The following is an 18,875-nucleotide window of genomic DNA, read 5'->3' as shown; positions in this document are numbered from 1 at the left end:
TTCCATCGAACAGACGTAAACGACACGGTCGGGCAACCTGGGGCTGTCTTTTGCGACCGGGTGAGGTAAGTGTCGGGGTCTACGCGACGAGGGGCGGTGCGCGGGTGCGGGCACCGGGGAAGAATGACGTCCGGGCATGGCCCAGGCGTGGCGAGGGGCTGGTGTAGGTGTGGGGTGGCGGGGTATCGAAGACGGCGAAGCTATGCCCCCCCGTCAGCGCAGGGCAATTGAACAGCAGGCTGCAATAACCACACTTTTCCCACAGTACGTGATGCTCGCTCTGGGGCGGGCAATGTTCGGCTTTCGGTGCTTCATGCTCGGCGTGAACGCCCGCCGACATGTCCATTTCCATGTTCATGGTCATGGACGAAGACATGCGCTGATCCATCGGCATCGACTGAGAAATCAGCGGACCGATAAAGATCATCAGCATGGCGAACAGGCTGATCCAGCTGCCGCGTGTCAGGCTCATCAGCTGACGGCGGGGCATGACCGACCTGGCGCGGGGCGTTCGCATGGGCAAAGGTGATCAGTGGGCGTGCGTTTGGGTTTTGCTGCTGTCGGGGGCTTTTTTCTGCACCGCGACATCGACCGTGACATCCCCCGCTTTTTCGAAATGCAGGGTCAGAGGGAAGCGTTTGCCGTCGCTGAGCAGGCTGCGATCCTCCAGCCCCAGCAGCATCACGTGATACGCCATCGGCGCGAAGGTGACAGTCGCACCGGGGGCGATATCAACGACGGGCACCGCTTGCATTTTCATCAGGTCGTTTTGCATCACGTGTTCGTGGAGCTCGGCTTTGTCGGCAATCGGCGAATCGACGCTGAGCAGTTTGTCGGCGGTTGTGCCCTTGTTGTGAATCACGAAGTACGCGGCCACGGTCGGTGCATTGGGCGGCAACTCCTGGGACCATGGATGAGCGATTTCAAGCTCGCCCGCTTTGTACTGGTGAGCTTGGGCGAAGCCGACGGGAAGCAGCAGGGCGGCCAGCAGGATAAGTCTGTTCAGCATGGGTAGTTCTCCGGAACGATTCAGGGCGCAGGGTCATGCGGGAAGAATCAGGCCAGAGGTGAGGCGCGGGGATTGAGGCTCGGCCATTGCTGGCGCGGTGTGGGGCTGTCGAGCAGTGGGTGGGCAGCGCCGCGATGGGCCGGCTGAGCATTCAGGTACAACTGCGGCTCATGCCCGGCCAGCGCCACCAAGGGCGGCGACCCCGCACAGCACCAGCAATGCTGCATCGTCGAGTGATCGTCGTTCTGCGGCGTGCTCTGCTCGAACTTGCCCAGGGAAATCGCCACCAGTTTCGTGCCGCTGGAAGAGCAAAAACTGCCCCACAGCAATTGCTCGGCTGGCGACTGGGCCTGTGCCATCGCACCACCGCTGCCGGAAAGCGGCATGGCAAGCATGTTGAACAGCACTGCGAAGCAGGCGATCCAGGCAAATGCAAGCCGTTGTCGGGACATGGGGCAATCCGCTCGATGGTCGATCAGGTGGCGGTATTTAGCCTGATCGGGGTTGATAAGTAAAAAGAGCACGTGCGGTGTAGGGTCGCAGGGCTTGGGTTAACAGTAGCAACAGATCTTCAAGGGAGTGTTTTTATGGCTGGATTTTGATCAGTTGGTATTGCTATAGGTGACAGCGTCGAAACGCGTGAATTTTCGACCATGAAAAGATCAAAGGATCGCAGGCTTCGCCAGTTCCTGTAACACCTCATCCACCGTCCCAAACTCCCGATCCACCCCCGGCAACACCGGCCGCTTCAACACCAGCACCGGCAGCCCCCGCTCCCGCGCCACTTCCAGCTTCGGCTCGGTGGCTGTGCTGCCGCTGTTCTTGCTGATCAGCACATCGATCCGCCGCCGTTCGAACAGTTCGCGCTCACCGTCAATATGAAACGGCCCACGGGCACCTATGACTTCGCAGCGCTCATTGCCGGGGTAAACCTCCAGGGCCCGCAGGGTCCAGAATTGCTCGGGCGGGATTTCGTGCAGGTGTTGCAGCGGCTCGCGGCCAAGGGTGAAGAGGGGGCGGTGGAACGGCAGCAAGGCCTGGATCAGTTCGGCCCAGTCGGCCACTTCGCGCCAGTCATCCCCGGCCTGGGGTTGCCATGCCGGACGGCGCAGGGCCCAGCAGGGAATGCCGCAAGCGCGGGCTGCGTGGGCGGCGTTGTGGCTGATTTGTGCGGCGTAGGGGTGGGTCGCATCCAGCAACAGGTCGATGCCTTGGTCACGAATGAATTGCGTCAGCCCTTCGGCGCCGCCGTAGCCGCCGACGCGCACCTGACAGGTCAGGTCGGTGGGAACGCGGCCGATCCCCGCCAGGCTGTAGAGGTGTGTTGGGCCCAGGGTGCGGGCGATGGCCAGGGCTTCGGTGACCCCCCCCAGCAGCAGGATGCGTTTCATTTGAAAGCTCCGGCGTGACCGACGATGCCGCCCTGGCGGTCGATGGCGAAGACTTCGACCTGGACCTGGGCCGGTACGATGCCGCGAGCGAAGGCCAAGGCGTGTTCGCAGACTGCGTCGCCGAGGGCGATGCCAGCGGCGCTGGCCATCGCCAGGGCTTGCTGGCTGGTGTTGGCCTGGCGAATGCCTTGCTGCAATGCCTCATCGGCACCGATGGCGGCCGCCCATTGCGCCAGTTGTGGCAGGTCGATACTTGAATGACGGCTGTGCAGGTCCATGTGACCGGCGGCCAATTTGCTGATTTTGCCAAAGCCGCCACAGAGGCTGAGCTTCTCCACGGGCACCTTGCGCACATGCTTGAGCACCGCCCCGACAAAATCGCCCATTTCGATCAGGGCGATTTCCGGCAGGTTGTAGACCCGGCGCATGGTGTCTTCGCTGGCGTTGCCGGTGCAGGCGGCGATGTGCAGGTAACCGTTGGTTTTCGCCACGTCGATGCCCTGGTGGATCGAGGCAATGTAGGCCGCGCAGGAGAATGGTCGGACGATGCCGCTGGTGCCGAGGATCGACAGGCCGCCGAGGATCCCCAGCCGGGGATTCATGGTTTTCAGCGCCAGCGCTTCGCCGCCCTCAACGTTGACCGTGACCTCGAAGCCGCCGGCATACCCGGCTTGCTCGGCCAGCCGTCCCAGGTGGTCGCCGATCATTTTACGTGGTACCGGATTGATCGCCGGCTCACCGACGTCCAATACCAATCCTGGCCGCGTCACGGTGCCCACGCCACGCCCGGCAATGAAGCGCACCCCAGGCTCGGCTGTCAGCCGCACTTGGGAAAACAGCAGCGCGCCGTGGGTCACGTCCGGGTCATCGCCGGCGTCCTTGATCGTCCCGGCTTCGGCGCCTTGCTCGGTCAGGCGGCAGAATTCCAGGCGCATCTGCACGTGCTTGCCTTTGGGCAGCACGATCTCCACGGCATCGGCCTGGATGCCGCAAAGCAGCAGCCGGGCGGCCGCCAGACTGGTGGCGGTGGCGCAACTGCCGGTGGTCAGGCCGCTGCGCAGGGGCGCGGGTTGTTCGGCGGTTTCGTCACGCATCGAAGGGTTTGACCAGGTCGAGCAAGGTGATGGGCAATGCCTGGCGCCAGGTGTCGAACTCGCCCAATGGCTGGGCCTGGGCGATGTGGATACGGGTCAGTTCGCCGCCATGAAGTTCGCGCCAGCTCATCAGCGTCATCTCGCTCTGCAGCGTCACGGCGTTGGCCACCAGCCGTCCGCCGGGCTTGAGTCGAGCCCAGCAAGCGTCGAGCACGCCCTCGCGGGTTACGCCGCCGCCGATGAATACCGCGTCCGGCGGCTCCAGTCCTTCCAGGGCCTGCGGTGCCCGCCCGCGGATCAGTTGCAGACCGGGCACGCCAAGGGTGTCGCGGTTTCGTTCGATCAACCCTTGGCGGCCTTCGTCGGCCTCGATGGCCAGGGCTCGGCAACTGGGGTGGGCGCGCATCCATTCGATACCGATGGAGCCGCTGCCCGCCCCCACATCCCAGAGCAATTCACCGGGCATCGGGGCCAGACGGGCGAGGGTAATGGCGCGCACGTCACGTTTGGTTAGCTGGCCGTCATGTTCAAACGCAGTGTCCGGCAAACCGGCCAGGCGCGACAGGCGCAACGCCGAGGGTTCGGCGCGGCATTCGATGGCGATCAGGTTCAGGTCCGCGACGGTGGGATCGGACCATTGTGCCGCACAGCTTTCGATCCGCCGTTCGGCGGTGCCGCCCAGATGTTCGAGCACGGTCATGGGGCTGGGGCCGAAGCCGCGCTCGCGAAGTAGCGCCGCCACGGCGGCAGGACTGTGGCGGTCGTTGCTCAGCAGCAACAGCCGGACGCCTGTGGATAAGTGAGCGCTGAGTGCCGCCAGGGGCCGTGCCACCAGCGACAGGGTGACCACCTCCTGCAAGGGCCAACCCATGCGGGCCGCCGCCAGCGAACAGGACGATGGCGCTGGAATGACCCGCATCTGCTCGCCAGGCAGGTGTTTGGCGAGGCTGGCGCCTACGCCATAGAACATGGGATCGCCGCTGGCCAGCACGCACACGGGGTCTCCGCGCCGTGCCAGCAGCGGTTCGAGGGAAAATGGACTGGGCCACAGCTCCCGTTCACCGCGGATGCACAGCGGCAATAGCGCCAACTGGCGCTCACTGCCCAGAATACGCGAGGCCTGCAGCAAAGCGTGGCGAGCCGCTCGGCCCAGGCCCTTGAAGCCGTCTTCACCGATGCCCACTACGGTCAGCCAGGGGGTCATCTCTGTTCCTCGAATGGATAGGTTTGATCGGCGGGCTTGTTGCGCACGCGAACCGGGCCGCCATCATACCGTGCGCCTTCGGTTATGGCGTGGGCTGTTGGGAGCCTGCCGGCGTGCGGCACCGATTCAGACAGACCGCTTCGCGAGCAGGCTCGCTCCCACAGCTTTGATTGGGGGAGGCACAAGGTCTGTGTTTGCCACAGGTCCCCTGTGGGAGCGAGCTTGCTCGCGATGGCGCCGGCACATTCAACATCACCTTCTCAAGCAGGCAGCCGATTCATCGGTAGACGTATTTGAGGATATAGGCATACAGATCGTTGTAGACCGAGTCGGGTACGTGTTCAGCATGGGGCTGGGTCTTGAGCAGTGTCAGGTGGCACTCCTTTACCATTTCTTCGCGGTCGCCGATGAGGTGGAGGCGGTTGTTGGTGATGATCTCGAAGGCATTTGCATAAACCACCTTCGGTCCCGCGATGAGCAAAGTCCCGTCCGGATCGAGGGTATAGGTGCTTTGGGTGCGCAGGATCCGTTCCTTCAAAGGGCCGAACCCGCGCTCGTACAAGTATATCTGCGAGCCGCTGACTGCTTTGGCCGCCGTCTCGATAGCCAGCAGGGTCGGCTGGGCGTTGCCCAGGCTGGCATTGAGCGTCGATAGCGTGACGAACCTTTCCAGCTCCTGTTTTTCCAGGCTTCTGAGGGCTCTTTTGATACTCGATAGATGAGCGAACTCTTTTTTGCAGGCGATGATGTGGGTTTCCAGCTGATAGCCCGCTGCCGTGGCCATCGCCGGGAAGGCCGCGAAATCGATGCTGTCGAACGCGCATTCCATGATGATGTTGTATTTTTTCCTGAACGCCTCTGCGAAGATTTTCGAGCAAACCTCTCGAACAAAGGCCTCTGTATGCTCATAAGCATGCAGCACACCGTATTTGATCATTTCGGCGTAGTGAGGGTGTTTTTCCCGGTACTCGGGCAGGTACAGGCGCACATGATTGTCGTAGCGTTGGGAGGGTAGGAGGCTTTTTTCCAGTAGATAGGTTTTACCCGATCCCTGCGATCCGGCGATGATCAGCATTTTGGGGACGGACTCGACCGTAATGCCATTGAACAGCGTGTCGGTGATTCCGGTGAATGCGGTCGTGACCTGTTCCGGGGTGTAGGCGTAATTCGATGCGTGTGGCATATCCTGATGTCCTTATCAAAGATTCCCATGAAGTGAAGTGAGTGGTTGCCCTTTGAATAAAGCGGGGTTTTGCGGCTTGTTCAAATGAGCGTGTGTTCCAAGATATGTACCTGTTTTTTAAGGTAAAAATCCCTACATGGAAGGCGCCGGAGACTTACGTCAGCGTGCCTGACACCGAACCCCTTTGGCGGGCTTGCTCGCGAAGGCCCTGGCACATTCAACATCACCCTTTCAGGTGGACCGCTATCGCGAACAGGCTCGCTCCCCCCGTTTTGTGGCCGTGATCGGCTCCCTGGCGCAGCGCGATGCCCGCAATCCGACCAGCAAGCTTTTCATGCCCCCCGGCAAAGCAGGCATAATGGCGGGCCTTCGCCGTTGCGGCGTGCCTTATCGACCGGTTTGCCCTTGAACGAACGTCCATCATCCAGCGTCATACGCCCCTCGGGTTGTCCGGGGTTGCTGCGTGTCGTCCAGGCGCTGGACGGAGGGATCTGCCGGATCAAGCTCGACGGTGGTTCCATCCAGGCGGATCAGGCCGACGCCGTGGCGTTGGCGGCCGAGCGGTTCGCCGGTGGCGTCATCGAGGCGACCAACCGCGCCAACCTGCAAATCCGTGGGATTGGGCCCCAGCACGATGCGTTGATCGAGCCCTTGCTGAACGCCGGACTTGGCCCCCGCAAACTGGCCGGCGATGACGTGCGCAACCTGATGCTCAGCCCCACGGCCGGGATCGACCGGCAGATGCTGCTCGATACCCGTCCGTTGGCCGCGCGGATTCTTTTCACCCTGCAAACCCATGAACGCTTCCATGAGCTGTCGGCCAAGTTCGCCGTGCAATTGGACGGCGGGGAAGGGTTGGCGATGCTTGAACATCACCATGACCTGTGGCTCTCGGCGCTGGTTCGCAACGGCGAACCGTGGCTGGCCTTCGGGCTGGCCGGCACCCCGCTGGATAACCCGGACGGCGCTGTGCGCCTGGCCCAGGGACATGATTTGGTGGTGGCGGTGCTGGAGTTGTTTCTCGACCTGGCCCGTCCCGACCAGACGCGCATGCGTCACGTGCTGGCCGAAATCCCGAGGGATGAGTTCCTCGTCCAGTTGGCCCGCCGCGTGGCGTTGCAGCCCCCTCCGGATTGGCGGCGGGGCGAGTCCATCGACGGATTGCACATCGGCATCCATTCCCAGTACGACGACCGGGTCTACGTTGGCGCGGCGGCGCCTCTGGGCCGGCTCGACGCCGTCATGCTGCGCGCAGCGGCGCAATTGGCGCGGGAAAAGGGCGACGCCAGCCTGCGTTTCAGCCCCTGGCAGAGCCTGTTGCTGCCCAACGTGCGCCGCGAGGATGCGCCCGATGTGCTGGCGCGGCTCGAGGAACTGGGGCTGTTGTGCTCGCTCGAGCAACCCCTGGCGCAACTCATCGCGTGTACCGGCTCCAGTGGTTGCGGCAAAGCCCTGGCCGACACCAAGGCCGATGCTCGTCAATTGGCCGAGCTGCTGCAACGCCAGGGCCGTGCCCTGAAGATCCATCTCTCGGGCTGTCCGCGTTCCTGCGCAGCGGCCCATGTCGCGCCCGCCACCTTGCTGGCGGTCGCCCCCGGTCGTTACGACCTGTATTTTCGCGATGCGACGCTGCCGGGTTTCGGCGCGTTGCAGGCGCACGATCGAACTATTGAAGCGCTCGGCCACTGGCTCGACGCTCGCCCCCGGAGCCCCCTTGATGCTTGATTACATCCGCGACGGTCAGGAGATCTATCGCAACTCCTTCGCGATCATTCGCGACGAAGCCAACCTGGCGCGCATTCCGGCCGACTTGGAAAAACTCGCGGTGCGGGTGATTCACGCCTGCGGCATGGTCGAGGCCGTCGATGGCCTGCAGTTTTCCGAGGGCGCCGGCACGGCGGGACGCCAGGCGCTGGCCGCCGGTGCGCCGATCCTGTGCGATGCGCGGATGGTCAGCGAAGGCGTGACCCGGGCTCGCCTGCCAGCGAACAATCCGGTGATCTGTACCTTGCGCGACGAGAGCGTGCCGGCGTTGGCCCTTGAATTGGGCAACACCCGTTCGGCGGCCGCCCTGGAGCTTTGGCGTCCGCATCTGGAAGGCAGTGTCGTGGTGATCGGCAACGCGCCGACCGCCCTGTTCTACCTGTTGGAAATGCTCGATGCCGGCGCGCCGAAACCGGCACTGATCCTGGGCTTCCCGGTGGGCTTCGTCGGGGCCGCCGAGTCCAAGGCGATGCTGGCAGCCAACAGCCGTGGCGTGCCGTTCGTGATCATGCAAGGCCGGCTCGGCGGCAGCGCCATGGCCGCCGCCGCCGTCAACGCCCTCGCTACGGAGATTGAATGATGCAGCAGCCTGGACGTCTGATCGGCCTCGGCGTAGGCCCCGGTGACCCGGAACTGATTACGGTCAAGGCCCTGCGCCTGCTGCGCGAATCGCCGGTGGTGGCGTACTTTGTCGCCAAGGGCAAGACGGGCAACGCTTTCGGCATCATCGAGGCGCATTTGCAGGAGGCGCAGACGTTGCTGCCGCTGGTCTATCCGGTGACTACCGAAGCGCTGCCGGCCCCGCTGTCCTATGAACAGGTCATCGCCGACTTCTACGACACAGCTGCCGAGCAGTTGGCCGTGCATCTGGATGCCGGTCGTGATGTGGCGGTGATCTGCGAGGGCGATCCGTTCTTCTACGGCTCTTACATGTACCTGCACGATCGCCTGGCCGAGCGCTATGACGCCGACGTGATTCCTGGCGTGTGCTCGATGCTCGGTGGCGCCTCGGTGCTGGGTGCGCCGCTGGTCTATCGCAATCAGAGCCTGTCGGTGCTCTCCGGCGTACTGCCCTTTGAGGAACTCAAGCGCCGCCTGGCCGACGCCGATGCGGCGGTGATCATGAAACTGGGGCGTAACTTCCCCAAGGTCCGGCAGGTGCTCCAGGAACTGGGCCTGGACGGTCGGGCGTTGTACGTCGAGCGGGCAACCATGGCCAACCAGAAGATCGTGCCGCTGGACGACGTCGAGCCCATGTCCTCGCCGTACTTCTCGCTGATCATCGTGCCCGGCGAACGGTGGCAGGGTTGATGACTTCCAAAGTGCCGGCCATTGTCATCCTCGGCCCGGGGAGTCTCGCCACCGCCCGACGGATCCAGCAGCGCTACCCTGACGCCCTGATTCACGGCCTGAGCGGACGGGTCGAGGGTGTGGATCGTCAATACACCGAGTTCGGCACAACGCTGCGCGAGCTCTACCAACAGGACACGCCGATCATCGCCCTGTGCGCGGCCGGCATCGTCATCCGCACGCTGGCGCCGCTGCTGTTGGAAAAAGGCGTCGAGCCGCCGGTGCTGGCGGTGGCCGAGGACGGCAGCGCGGTGGTGCCGCTGCTTGGCGGGCTGGGCGGGGTCAATGTCATGGCCCGTGATATCGCCACAGCGCTGCAAGTCACCCCGGCGATCACCACCAGCGGTGAATTGCGTTTTGGCACTTGCCTGCTCAATCCGCCGAGCGGTTACCGTCTTGACGATCTGGAGCAGGGCAAGCGCTTTGTATCCGATCTGCTGGCAGGTGAATCGGTGCGCATCGAAGGCGCCGCGCCGTGGCTGGCTCAGGCGCAGTTACCCGAGGATGAACGGGCACGGTTGGCGATCCGTATCGACAGTGCTGCGGGTACACCGGCGGCGGATGAGCTGCGTATTTATCCGCGCAATGTGCTGGTGGCGTTGAGTGCAGGGGCGTCGGCGGACATCGGCGCGATACTGGAGCAGGCCGGCCTCGCGCCGCAGTCGCTGGCGTGCCTGTTGGCGGCGGACAGCGACATGGCCCGTCCTGAGCTGCACGAAACGGCATCGGCCTTGGGTGTGCCGCTGCGTTTTGCCGCAATCAATGGCAACCTCGAAACAGGGTTGAGCGATGCCCTCGGCCAACCGGCATCGCTACAGGTCATGGGCAGCCATGCCATCGCCGTGGCCGAGCAGCCCCTTGACCCCGAACAGATCGGCCGCCCGCGCGGGCGTCTTGCCGTGATCGGCCTTGGCCCCGGCGCTGCCGAGTTGATGGTGCCGGCCGTGCGCGCCGAACTCGACCGTGCCACCGATGTGCTGGGTTACGAAACCTACGTGCGCATGGCCGGTCCCTTCCGGTCCGATCAGGTGCAGCACTGCACCGACAACCGCGAAGAAATGCAGCGTGCCCGTCATGCCTTCGAACTGGCGGCCCAGGGCGGTTCCGTGGTGGTGGTGTCGTCCGGCGATCCAGGCGTGTTCGCCATGGCCGCCGCGGTGCTCGAAGCGCTGCACGAGTCGACGGATGCCCATTGGCATAGCGTCGACCTGCAAATCCTTCCGGGCGTCTCGGCTTCCCTCGCCACCGCCGCCCAGGCCGGTGCGCCGCTGGGTCATGATTTTTGTGTGATGTCGCTGTCGGACAATCTCAAACCGTGGTCGATCATCGAGAAACGCCTGGATCTGGCGGCTGAAGCAGACCTGGCCCTGGCGTTCTACAACCCGATTTCCCGTTCCCGACCGTGGCAGCTGGGGCGAGCGCTGGAGATCGTTGCGCAACATCGCACGCCGCACACGCCGGTGGTGTTGGGGCGTGATATCGGTCGTCCGGGCCAGACCCTGCGGGTCACGACATTGGGACAGTTGACCCCGGACCAGGTGGACATGCGCACCATGGTGCTGATCGGTTCCTCCACCACGTGTGTATTCCCGCGCGCCGAAGGGGGCGACTGGGTGTACACGCCGCGTTGGTATGGCAGCAAACCGCTCTGATAAAACCCGGCGGCCCGCCTGGGCCGCCTCTATCTGACTTCGTCATGTTCGAGACTTCGTGGGTACAAGACGACCCGCTGTTTGACGCTGTAGACGTCGCGAATACCTGTTTGTTTGAATAATGAAATAAAGATTCGATGCGCGAGCGCTAAGTCATTGTGTTCGGAAACTTATTGAATTCCTTGTGAGTTGAACAGCGTTCGAAGTGTGGGCTATGTTTGCTTCCGCTTTGAAATTTATTGGGACTGTGAAGTGCTGTTTGCGGCCTGAGTGAACGCTGTTGTTGGGGCGCACTGCGGATGGCTGCTACTTATCTATTGCAGGAGAGAGCGCGCAACTTCTCCTGACAAGATTATTTCTTTGGATTGCTTGATGCAGAGGCTGCTCGAGTGCTTGGAAGCGCTTGTGGGCGGTCATCGTGCAAGGCTGTCCTGTATTTATATACGATAAATGGAAGTATTGTTTATGAGTGAGCCTGAGCGTTCATCGGCGGATGACTACGTCGATTTTGTGAGTTTGTTGAAACTAAAGGATCTTGAACGGGCCTTAATACCGTACAAGGGTTCCGAACAATATGATTCGGTACTTCGGTATTACTTTGGTTGTATCGCCTTGTTGGATTCTGCGCGCATGTTGGAACCGTTGGGGCTGCTCAAGCAGGCGGTGGGAACCTTGCAGGGAAACAGCCGGCGCCGTCGTGCGCCGGAGCCGCTGAGCACCGATGGCGCCGGGCCTGCGAACCTGGCGCAGATACAAAACAAAATCGAGGGTTTCGAAGCGCGCCTGCACAACAGCTTCGAGCAGTTGAAACTACCCGCTACCGAAGTGCCGAAAAACCTGCATTTTGTCTGGCTTGGGGGCGGCGTCGGGGCGATTCAGCGTGATTACATCAATATCTGGAAAAAGGTGATGGGCCCGCAGGGCTATCGCCTCAGTCTCTGGTATGACAGCGACGCGCTGCTGGCCTATGAGACCAACCGGATCATTGTCGAAGCCGCGAAGGCCGATGCCATGCTCAATGGCGGGCAGGCCAGTGTCGATCCGTTGGAGTTGGGCGACCGTTATGAAGAACGCGCCATCGTCCTGAAGCAGCAGATGTATGCGCATATCACCAAGGTTGTGAAGAACGGCGGCAGTGCTGATGAGGCTCGAATCGATCTGCTGGTTCGCGCCTACGGCCAGGATAAGGCGCGGCTCAATACCCTGATGAACGATAACCGCCTCAGCCTCACGGCCTTGGCTGAGGGTTGCCTGAGCCTGCGCGACGTTGCCGCCGGTCAAGCACCCCTTCACTTGCGGGATATCTACGAACGCGAGATCAGTCTGCGTGGCATGTTTGCCGGGGGCTCCGACATTGTGCGTGTCGAAGCCCTGTTCGCCGAAGGGGGCAGCTATGTCGATATCGATCACCTGCCGCCCTTGCTGGAGAAACTGGGGGAGGTGGACATTCGTGAGTTCAAGACCGACGCGCGCCTGGGGGTGTTGCAGTTGTTGCTTGATCGAAACCCGGATTGGATGCCCGGCCGTCAGGCATTGCGCAGCCAGTACACGGATTATCTCCACGCGATCCCGTCGCAGCATCGCGATGCGCTGGAGCGGTTCGCTAAAAGCCAGCCCGAGTTGAACCGCGTTTTTCGCCCGCCGGTGGAGCGTCTGGCGCGTCCGTACGAGCTGCGCGCCGTTGCCGCGCGAAACTCGTTGAGCAACGCTTTTTTGATGGGCCACCCTGGGGCGGCGATGCTCAAAACCGTGCTCGAGCGTTTCAGGCTCAACTATGAAATCGTCGATGCCACCGCGCGCCTGGCCGATGAGCAAAACGTTGCCCTTACCGATGCCCAGAGCATGATCGGCCTTGCGCGTCAGGCCGCAACGCAGGTTTTCGGTGCGTTTCACGAGCTGTCGCCGGAAGCGGAAATGGCCGCGGCGTTTCTGGTGGAGGCGGCCGCCACTTACTACAGCGACGGTATCCGCCCCCAGAGCGAAGTGACGATCTACCTGACCGGCCCAGCCGCCATGCGCGAGGGGATGGCCGATTACCACCGGGCGCATTTCACCCCGCGAACCGCCGAGCAGTGGCGCGCGGAGGCGGTCATCGCCGCCGTCGGCAGCGTCAATGGGGCCACCGAGGAGGAGCTGGATCACTCCTGGAAGGAAAACGAAAGTGACACCGGGCAATGGCTCGTTAACGAGAAAAAACGCTGGCAAGAGGGCCGGTTCAAGGCTCGTTATGCCGGCGATATGGCCGAGCTGCTCAAATACCGTACGCTCCAGTTCGATGAAGGCTGGCCGGTGATCGAGGGGCGACATGTGTTGTCCACCGAGCTTTTGCAGCATCTTGCCGATGAGCTGGGTAAGCCGTTCATGCAGATGATGAGTCTGGGCCATGACGGGACGGTGATTTTCGACAAGGCGATACCGCTGGGTTTTGATGAACGTCAGTCGATCCTCGCCCAAAGCGCCAGTGCGTTACCGCCAGCATCGTTGAGCGATCAGCAAACGCGCCGGTTGTCCGTCGTTGAGCTTCTGGAGCGCCTCGCCAAAGGTGATTTTGAAGTCGCTCAATTGAGTCCCCTGCAACGTCTGCTGCTGGGGGGCTTGACCGGTGCGACGGCCTTGGATAATCGCAGCTTCGATGCGGTACGCCCGCAGTTGGATAACCTGGCCAACAACGTCGCGAACCAGGGAAGCGCCGGCGGCTATGCAACGATCGAGCATGCGTTGTACCAACGTAAGGCGCCGGCTTTTCTGGCCGGGCTTGCCAGTGCGGCCGAGTATCCGCCAGGGCATGAGGAGACCGCCCTGGCCCTGAAGAAAAACGCCCTGGAGCAGCCTTTGACATTGCGCCAATGGGGCCAGCACGTCGCCCGGATCCGCCAGGTGGCGAAGCTTGAATACCGTGTCCGGGTCGTTGAACGCCTCGGTACTGTCCTGGACGATTTCGATGCCGACACAATCAAGCTTGTACCTCAGGATCTGCTGCTCCAGGGCGATGGCGACAGGGTGGGCGGACGTTGTTATCCCTTGGCCCTGGCAATGGCGGCAGCCTTGTCGCAGGACAAGGTTGCGGTCAACACCTTGCGTGAGCGGTTCTACCTGGGGGTGATCGAGCCTCAGGCCAGTGATTCGCAGACGTTCCTCAACTGCGTGGAGTCGTTGCGCGACGTGCAGATCGGCGACGTCGGCCGTGGGTTGGCGCGCTCGGATCTGAATGCGGTGGTGGACATTCTGCAAGCCAGGACAACGACCAGCACGCTGATGCTCAACTCCGATAATCACGCCATGCTGGTGGCCAAGACCCTAGAGGGGGAGCGCAGTACGTATCACTTCTACGATCCGAACTTTGGCGTATTCGAGTTCCAGCAGGCGACACGCTTCAGGCAAGCCTTGGAGCAGTTCTTCCTTCAGCACGAGATGGCCAGTTATTACGCCGCGTATGGCGATGCGGCGCGCCCGACCTTCGATCTCATCGACCTGGACGGTGCCAAGGTGGCGAGCCTGGCATTGTCTGGTGCAATTGATGTTTCCAAACTGCTGCAACCCGGCGCGCTGCCCGGGCAGGCGCTGCGCCCGGTCAGGCAGCGCCTGGCCAATGCCCGGGGGCAGTCGCTGCAGAGTAATCCTCGACTGGGCAACTGTCTGCTGGCGCTGGATGGCCAGTGGTGGGGGCAACAGATCGCGCAGGCAACGGCCCATCTTCAGCAGGCGGGTCAATTGGCATCAGGCCTTGTGCCGTTGTTCGAAACCCTGGAGGTCATGTCGAACGGATCGTACCGCATAAGCCTGATCGATCCTGAGAGTCCCGAGCACCTGGTACGGGTCGTCACTGACGACCATCGACTCTTGCGTATAAAAAGCTACCTCTCGGAACGTTTTTCAGCCTTGGCCAATAAACCGTCCGTGCCCAGCGATCCCACCGAAGTGGGCAGCGTCCATACCCTGAACGCCGGTTTCGCCATACAGGCATTGATGAATGCATTGAGACGGCAGGAAGGGCCTGATCGCTCCCTGACGCTGGCGGTGCGCTTGCATGGCTATGTCAATTACGCGCAATTGGTTCACGGCAACGTGGTGGATATCGCGGGCCTGGTGGGGCTGGTGCGTCAGGCACTGGCTGAAGAAAAACTGATTGCCCGTACCGTCGCGCCAGTGGTGAAGGCGGCGGTGGGAAGCAGCGTGAGCGAAGCGACAGGGGGGCTGCTGCAACTGGCGAATGTCGGCTTCGACATCTATCAGTTGTCGACTGCCCGAAACGAAGTGGAACGCGCGCAGTTCGGCACCCAACTGGCGTTCGACTCGGCCGGTCTGGCGTTGTCGGTAGGCGCTTACGCCGCCGGTGCCACCACCGCCGGAGCGTTTCTGGGCGGCGCCGCGGTGATGCTGGGCGGGCTGGCGGTGGGGGTGGCCGCGCTGGCCCAGGGTTTCGCCACCATTGCTGAAGAAGCCAAGCAAGTCGGGCTTTTCTTCGATGAGGCTACAAAAGCTCATCTTCAGCCTTATCACTTTGATGCCCCCAGTGGGGCATGGCTGCCGCGTTCTTCGTTGATCGTTCAGACGCTGGACCTGACCCGCTCCGAGCTCGTGCTGGACAGCCCCAGGCTGTATCCGCTACGTGATCATTTCGGCGTGCCGACCTTTGATGACGATTACCGCCGGGCAATCGATATCCGTCGAGAGCTGAATCTGCCAGGTCGGGTCAAGTTCACGCCGCCGGCAGACCAGGTCGTCGTCCTGCCTTGCACACCGCAAACCTGTTATCGCTACGAGTACAAGGCGCTGCCCTTCGCGAGCCTGCGCCATGACACCGGTTTCGACACGGCCCGGCGTCTGGAAAAAAGGAAAGCGGATGGTGGCTGGCTGTTCCTGTTTTCGTTCTATTCGTTTCCCAGCGACTACATCCTCTACCGCATGGTGCCTGACTATCGGCCAACAGTGATCGATGTGTGGCTCGATTCCGTTGATCGCTCGCTGGTGGTGCCCGTTCTCCCTGCCGTCTGGCACGCAAAGGTTGCCTATCGGATTCGGGGTGCCGGAAAACGCTGCGCGTTGGGACTCAATCCCGGCGTGGGCCTGATCCTTGAGTCGGGGCCTGCGCAGAAGTCCAGTTGGGTATTGGACGCCCCTTGGGTCGGCGAGAGCGACATCCGTTTCGAGGGTTCAGGGAAACTGTTTATCGGTGAGCTCCAGGTGACGCTAACGGGAACGGGGAGCCATGAAATTGTGCTCAAGATCTCCGACAATCAAGTGTTTCAGGTTGAGCTGCAGGCATGCAAACTCACCCTCGTCGAGCAGGATGTGCCACCGGGCATGAGTCGACAGGCGTTGCAGGGGCACCTCAAGACTCTGGCTCAAAAGCACCGCCTGGTGATGCCGTATACGGCGGTGCACCATTATCTGATTCCGTTCGAGGCACCGGACGAACCCCGCTACGTTACGGCCTGGTACGACGCGAAGGAGGACCGCTTCCTGTACATCCGTGACGATATGCCGGGTGTCGATGCCGCTGTGTTGGGAGCGGTGGCGGGTGCTTCCTGTTACTTCTATGACCCGCAGAACCTGATCATCTGGCAAGTCGACGCGGTGACCGGGCTGTTGAGCCATCGTTATTGGCTGTGGGGCGCAAGCAATGTCGCAAGCACCATCAAGCGCGTCGAGGTGGATGCACAGGGGGTGATTCATGTCGTTCAGCAAATCACCCGCAAGGATCAGGCCCGCGATGTTCTGGTTTATGTGATACATGAGGGGCAACTGCTGCTCAGTTCGATCACTCGGGACCTGGACCTGGCATTGGAGTCGGTCCTGAGTGCCAGCGAAACACTGGCCGACTGGTCGCTGATCCTTGGTAACGGCTACCCCTTTACCCCGTCCGCCAGCGAAAAGGACAGCTTCATCACCGTCAACTGGCGGCCTGCCCCCTTTGTTTCGGTTTGCTGGAAGCCCGAGGCGCAGTGGCGGGACATGGCCTGGGTTCGCCGCAGCGATCACTTGATCATCCGTCCCTCACCCCGCCGCAACCATCACCGTGGCTGGGCCGACTCGATCAAGCACATGACTGACCTGACGTTGCTGACACCGGCGGGCGACAGCGATGTGTTTGTCATCTATGACCGGCTCAGACAGGAACTGTGTCGCAAGCAACGTACCGAGGTGGCGGGAAAGGGACACTGGTCCGAAACATGGATGCGCCCGCAGAAGCTGGAAAACGTCATGGCGGTTGACGGCGGCTACGTCGCCCTGACGTCAGAGGGCCTGTTCTTCAACCTGACGAGCCAGGGCAGACTGGCCTTCGGCGGTTTGAGTGAAGTGTGGCTCAAGGATCGGGCGCACTGGTGGTCCGCATTGGAGCCCTTGGCCCGGCAATACGCAACCGACAGCTTTGCCCTGATCGGCTTGACCCACTTGAACGGTGACGCGAGGTTGTGTGCCTGGTACGTCGGCAACCGATTGTTGCTGGCCGAATGGGGGCATGCAAAGCAAGTGCGCCTGCTCGGCGTTACCCCGGATAGCGAAGCGGCCTGGCTGTTCGATGTATCGAGTGGCGAAGTCTATCGCCAGGCATTCATCGATCCGCAGAAACTGGAGTCCGCTTTTGGCCAGGGTTCGCAGTTGCTGCAGGCTGATGCATTACCCGCCGCGGAGCGTGCATGGGCGCCCTGGCAGTTTGTCGAACTGACGGTCGAAGGAGTGGGGCTGCGTGGCGTGACATTCGAGGGCGTGGTGGTTGTGCTGCGAGACCGGGAGCCGGCGTTGATTACCGGCGTCACTCACGAATGGGTCGTCGCACAAGGTGGCCGAAAGCTCGAGGGCCTCAAACAGCTGGCGGCCCAGCCATTTCGCAGCGCACTGCTGTCAGTGGAGGAGCCCGGTAACCTGCAATGGTTCGTCGCCGAGACCGAGCGTGTGATTCGGGTTCCCAAGACGGTCATTCCAGAGTCCTTTGAACTATTGGGCACCCAGCAGCGGAGCAACGTGCTGCTTCATGAAAGCAGGAACGGAAAGCTGCTGACCTTGCCGGGTATGGAGCATCTTGGGCCACTCAGTTACATCCGGCGTGATGCCGAGGTTCTGGCTATTGAGGGCCAGATGAAGGTTGATGATCTTCTTGCGCTGATGCCGGACGATGTTACGACTCTGGTCCTGCGCATGGGACAAGGCGCGGTGAGTTACAGGTTGTCGAAAGCGGCCTGGTTGAGAGTCAAGTCGGTCATTCTCGATTGCCGGCACTCGCTGGGCAGCGCGCAGACAATCCCCGGTAAGTTGATCTGGGAGCACGATGAGCCTGACCAGTTGTTGCTGAGCCCCATCCATGAACATCTGGTGATCATCGACCCGAACAGTGGGCACAGTGTGATTTTTCGTGAAGTGTATGCGGCGGATGTCAACTTGCGCGGAGAAGTCGTGCTCAGCTTTGGAGGAAACCGGCATTACACCGTCTCGACACTGATTGAGCAGTTGGGTGCTTTGCAGAATGCCAGCAACGGTGTCGCGCTCAAAGAGTTGTCACACGTATCGTATGAGGAGGAAAGCAATCTGGTGAGTTGACCACGGTCCGATATTCTCGCTGGGGTCTTACGTCGCAAGCAGACCGCTGCTGTGTCAGGGCACCAGATAGCCTCTGACCCCGGTAAAGATGATCTGCGCGGCCAACGCGCAGACAAACAACCCCATCAGGCGGCTGACAATCTGTAAGCCCTGGTCACCGAGAATCCGCTCGATGCGGCTGGACAGGTAAAGCACCACGCCGACGGTAAAGCTGGCCAGGGCGATGCTGATGATGGCCATGAGTTTGTCGTCCCAGTGCGGCTGGCTCACGCCCATCACCAGCAGGGCGCCAATGGTGCCGGGGCCGACCGTCAACGGAATGGTCAGCGGGACAATGGTCACGTCCTGCTGAACATTATCTGTCTGTACGGCTGATTTGCCTTGGGCCATGCCCAGCGCCGAAATGAACAGCACGCTGCCGGCGCCGATTCGGAACGCATCCACGGTGATGCCGAACACGCTGAAAATCACCCGTCCGAACAAATACAGCAATACGCTGGACACCAGCGTCGCGATCGCGACTTTCCAGGCCAGGCGCCGTTGTTCCTTGCGCGAGTAGCCGCGAGTCAGGCCGATAAAACACGACAGCACGAAGAAGGGGCTGTAGAGCACCAGCATCTTCAGATAAACGCTGAACAACACATGAAGCATGGTCGAGGCTCAAGGCGGAGAAAGACGTCGGGGAGTCT

At 61.8% G+C, this 18,875-nt stretch carries 13 protein-coding genes; 5 read left to right on the top strand and 8 right to left on the bottom strand.

Annotated elements, in window-relative coordinates; translation table 11 throughout:
- Positions 1-79: 79 nt before the first annotated feature.
- The 7 genes from PSEUDOMOFG3G_RS00220 to PSEUDOMOFG3G_RS00190 all read right to left on the bottom strand — a co-directional run bounded on the left by PSEUDOMOFG3G_RS00220 (position 80) and on the right by PSEUDOMOFG3G_RS00190 (position 5,881).
- Positions 80-472, bottom strand: a complete 393-nt coding sequence (locus PSEUDOMOFG3G_RS00220) for a DUF2946 domain-containing protein (RefSeq protein WP_139048576.1) — start codon at positions 470-472, stop codon at positions 80-82.
- Between the two features lie 57 nt (positions 473-529).
- Entirely contained in the window at positions 530-1,009 is a 480-nt protein-coding gene (locus PSEUDOMOFG3G_RS00215; RefSeq protein ID WP_047227371.1) for a copper chaperone PCu(A)C, read from the bottom strand.
- A 47-nt stretch (positions 1,010-1,056) separates the two neighbouring features.
- Complete coding sequence (locus PSEUDOMOFG3G_RS00210) at positions 1,057-1,461, bottom strand: DUF2946 domain-containing protein (RefSeq protein ID WP_139048489.1); 405 nt, start codon at positions 1,459-1,461, stop codon at positions 1,057-1,059.
- A 210-nt stretch (positions 1,462-1,671) separates the two neighbouring features.
- The gene (locus tag PSEUDOMOFG3G_RS00205; protein ID WP_139048488.1) at positions 1,672-2,400 is read right to left on the bottom strand and encodes a cobalt-precorrin-6A reductase; all 729 of its coding nucleotides are present in this window, start codon (positions 2,398-2,400) and stop codon (positions 1,672-1,674) included.
- On the bottom strand, positions 2,397-3,494 hold the full coding sequence (locus PSEUDOMOFG3G_RS00200) for a cobalt-precorrin-5B (C(1))-methyltransferase (protein WP_139048487.1): 1,098 nt from the start codon (positions 3,492-3,494) through the stop codon (positions 2,397-2,399). Before PSEUDOMOFG3G_RS00200 ends, PSEUDOMOFG3G_RS00205 begins: the two co-directional genes overlap by 4 nt.
- Positions 3,487-4,698 (bottom strand): precorrin-6y C5,15-methyltransferase (decarboxylating) subunit CbiE, encoded by a 1,212-nt coding sequence (cbiE, locus tag PSEUDOMOFG3G_RS00195; RefSeq protein WP_139048486.1) that lies wholly within the window; start codon positions 4,696-4,698, stop codon positions 3,487-3,489. Before cbiE ends, PSEUDOMOFG3G_RS00200 begins: the two co-directional genes overlap by 8 nt.
- Positions 4,699-4,975: 277 nt before the next feature.
- Complete coding sequence (locus tag PSEUDOMOFG3G_RS00190; protein WP_139048485.1) at positions 4,976-5,881, bottom strand: zeta toxin family protein; 906 nt, start codon at positions 5,879-5,881, stop codon at positions 4,976-4,978.
- Positions 5,882-6,286: 405 nt separating this feature from the next.
- Here PSEUDOMOFG3G_RS00190 and cobG point away from each other — a divergent pair, with 405 nt between their 5' ends.
- The 5 genes from cobG to PSEUDOMOFG3G_RS00165 all read left to right on the top strand — a co-directional run bounded on the left by cobG (position 6,287) and on the right by PSEUDOMOFG3G_RS00165 (position 18,186).
- Positions 6,287-7,606, top strand: a complete 1,320-nt coding sequence (cobG, locus tag PSEUDOMOFG3G_RS00185; protein ID WP_257220606.1) for a precorrin-3B synthase — start codon at positions 6,287-6,289, stop codon at positions 7,604-7,606.
- Positions 7,599-8,225, top strand: coding sequence for a precorrin-8X methylmutase (locus tag PSEUDOMOFG3G_RS00180; RefSeq protein WP_139048483.1), 627 nt, complete (start codon positions 7,599-7,601; stop codon positions 8,223-8,225). Before cobG ends, PSEUDOMOFG3G_RS00180 begins: the two co-directional genes overlap by 8 nt.
- On the top strand, positions 8,222-8,956 hold the full coding sequence (locus PSEUDOMOFG3G_RS00175; RefSeq protein ID WP_139048482.1) for a precorrin-2 C(20)-methyltransferase: 735 nt from the start codon (positions 8,222-8,224) through the stop codon (positions 8,954-8,956). The genes PSEUDOMOFG3G_RS00180 and PSEUDOMOFG3G_RS00175 overlap by 4 nt, the downstream gene beginning before the upstream one ends.
- Positions 8,956-10,647 (top strand): precorrin-3B C(17)-methyltransferase, encoded by a 1,692-nt coding sequence (cobJ, locus tag PSEUDOMOFG3G_RS00170; protein ID WP_139048481.1) that lies wholly within the window; start codon positions 8,956-8,958, stop codon positions 10,645-10,647. The genes PSEUDOMOFG3G_RS00175 and cobJ overlap by 1 nt, the downstream gene beginning before the upstream one ends.
- Positions 10,648-11,112: 465 nt before the next feature.
- Positions 11,113-18,186, top strand: coding sequence for a TcdA/TcdB pore-forming domain-containing protein (locus PSEUDOMOFG3G_RS00165; protein WP_139048480.1), 7,074 nt, complete (start codon positions 11,113-11,115; stop codon positions 18,184-18,186).
- 54 nt (positions 18,187-18,240) lie between these two features.
- Here the strand turns inward: PSEUDOMOFG3G_RS00165 and PSEUDOMOFG3G_RS00160 are convergent, their stop codons facing one another.
- Entirely contained in the window at positions 18,241-18,837 is a 597-nt protein-coding gene (locus PSEUDOMOFG3G_RS00160) for a MarC family protein (protein WP_047227382.1), read from the bottom strand.
- Positions 18,838-18,875 lie beyond the last annotated feature (38 nt).

The organism is Pseudomonas sp. FG-3G, assembly GCF_901007645.1.
GTDB classification, from domain to species: domain Bacteria; phylum Pseudomonadota; class Gammaproteobacteria; order Pseudomonadales; family Pseudomonadaceae; genus Aquipseudomonas; species Aquipseudomonas rhizophila.
Note: the sequence above shows the minus strand (reverse complement) of the source record. Positions and strands in the feature narration are given on the sequence as shown.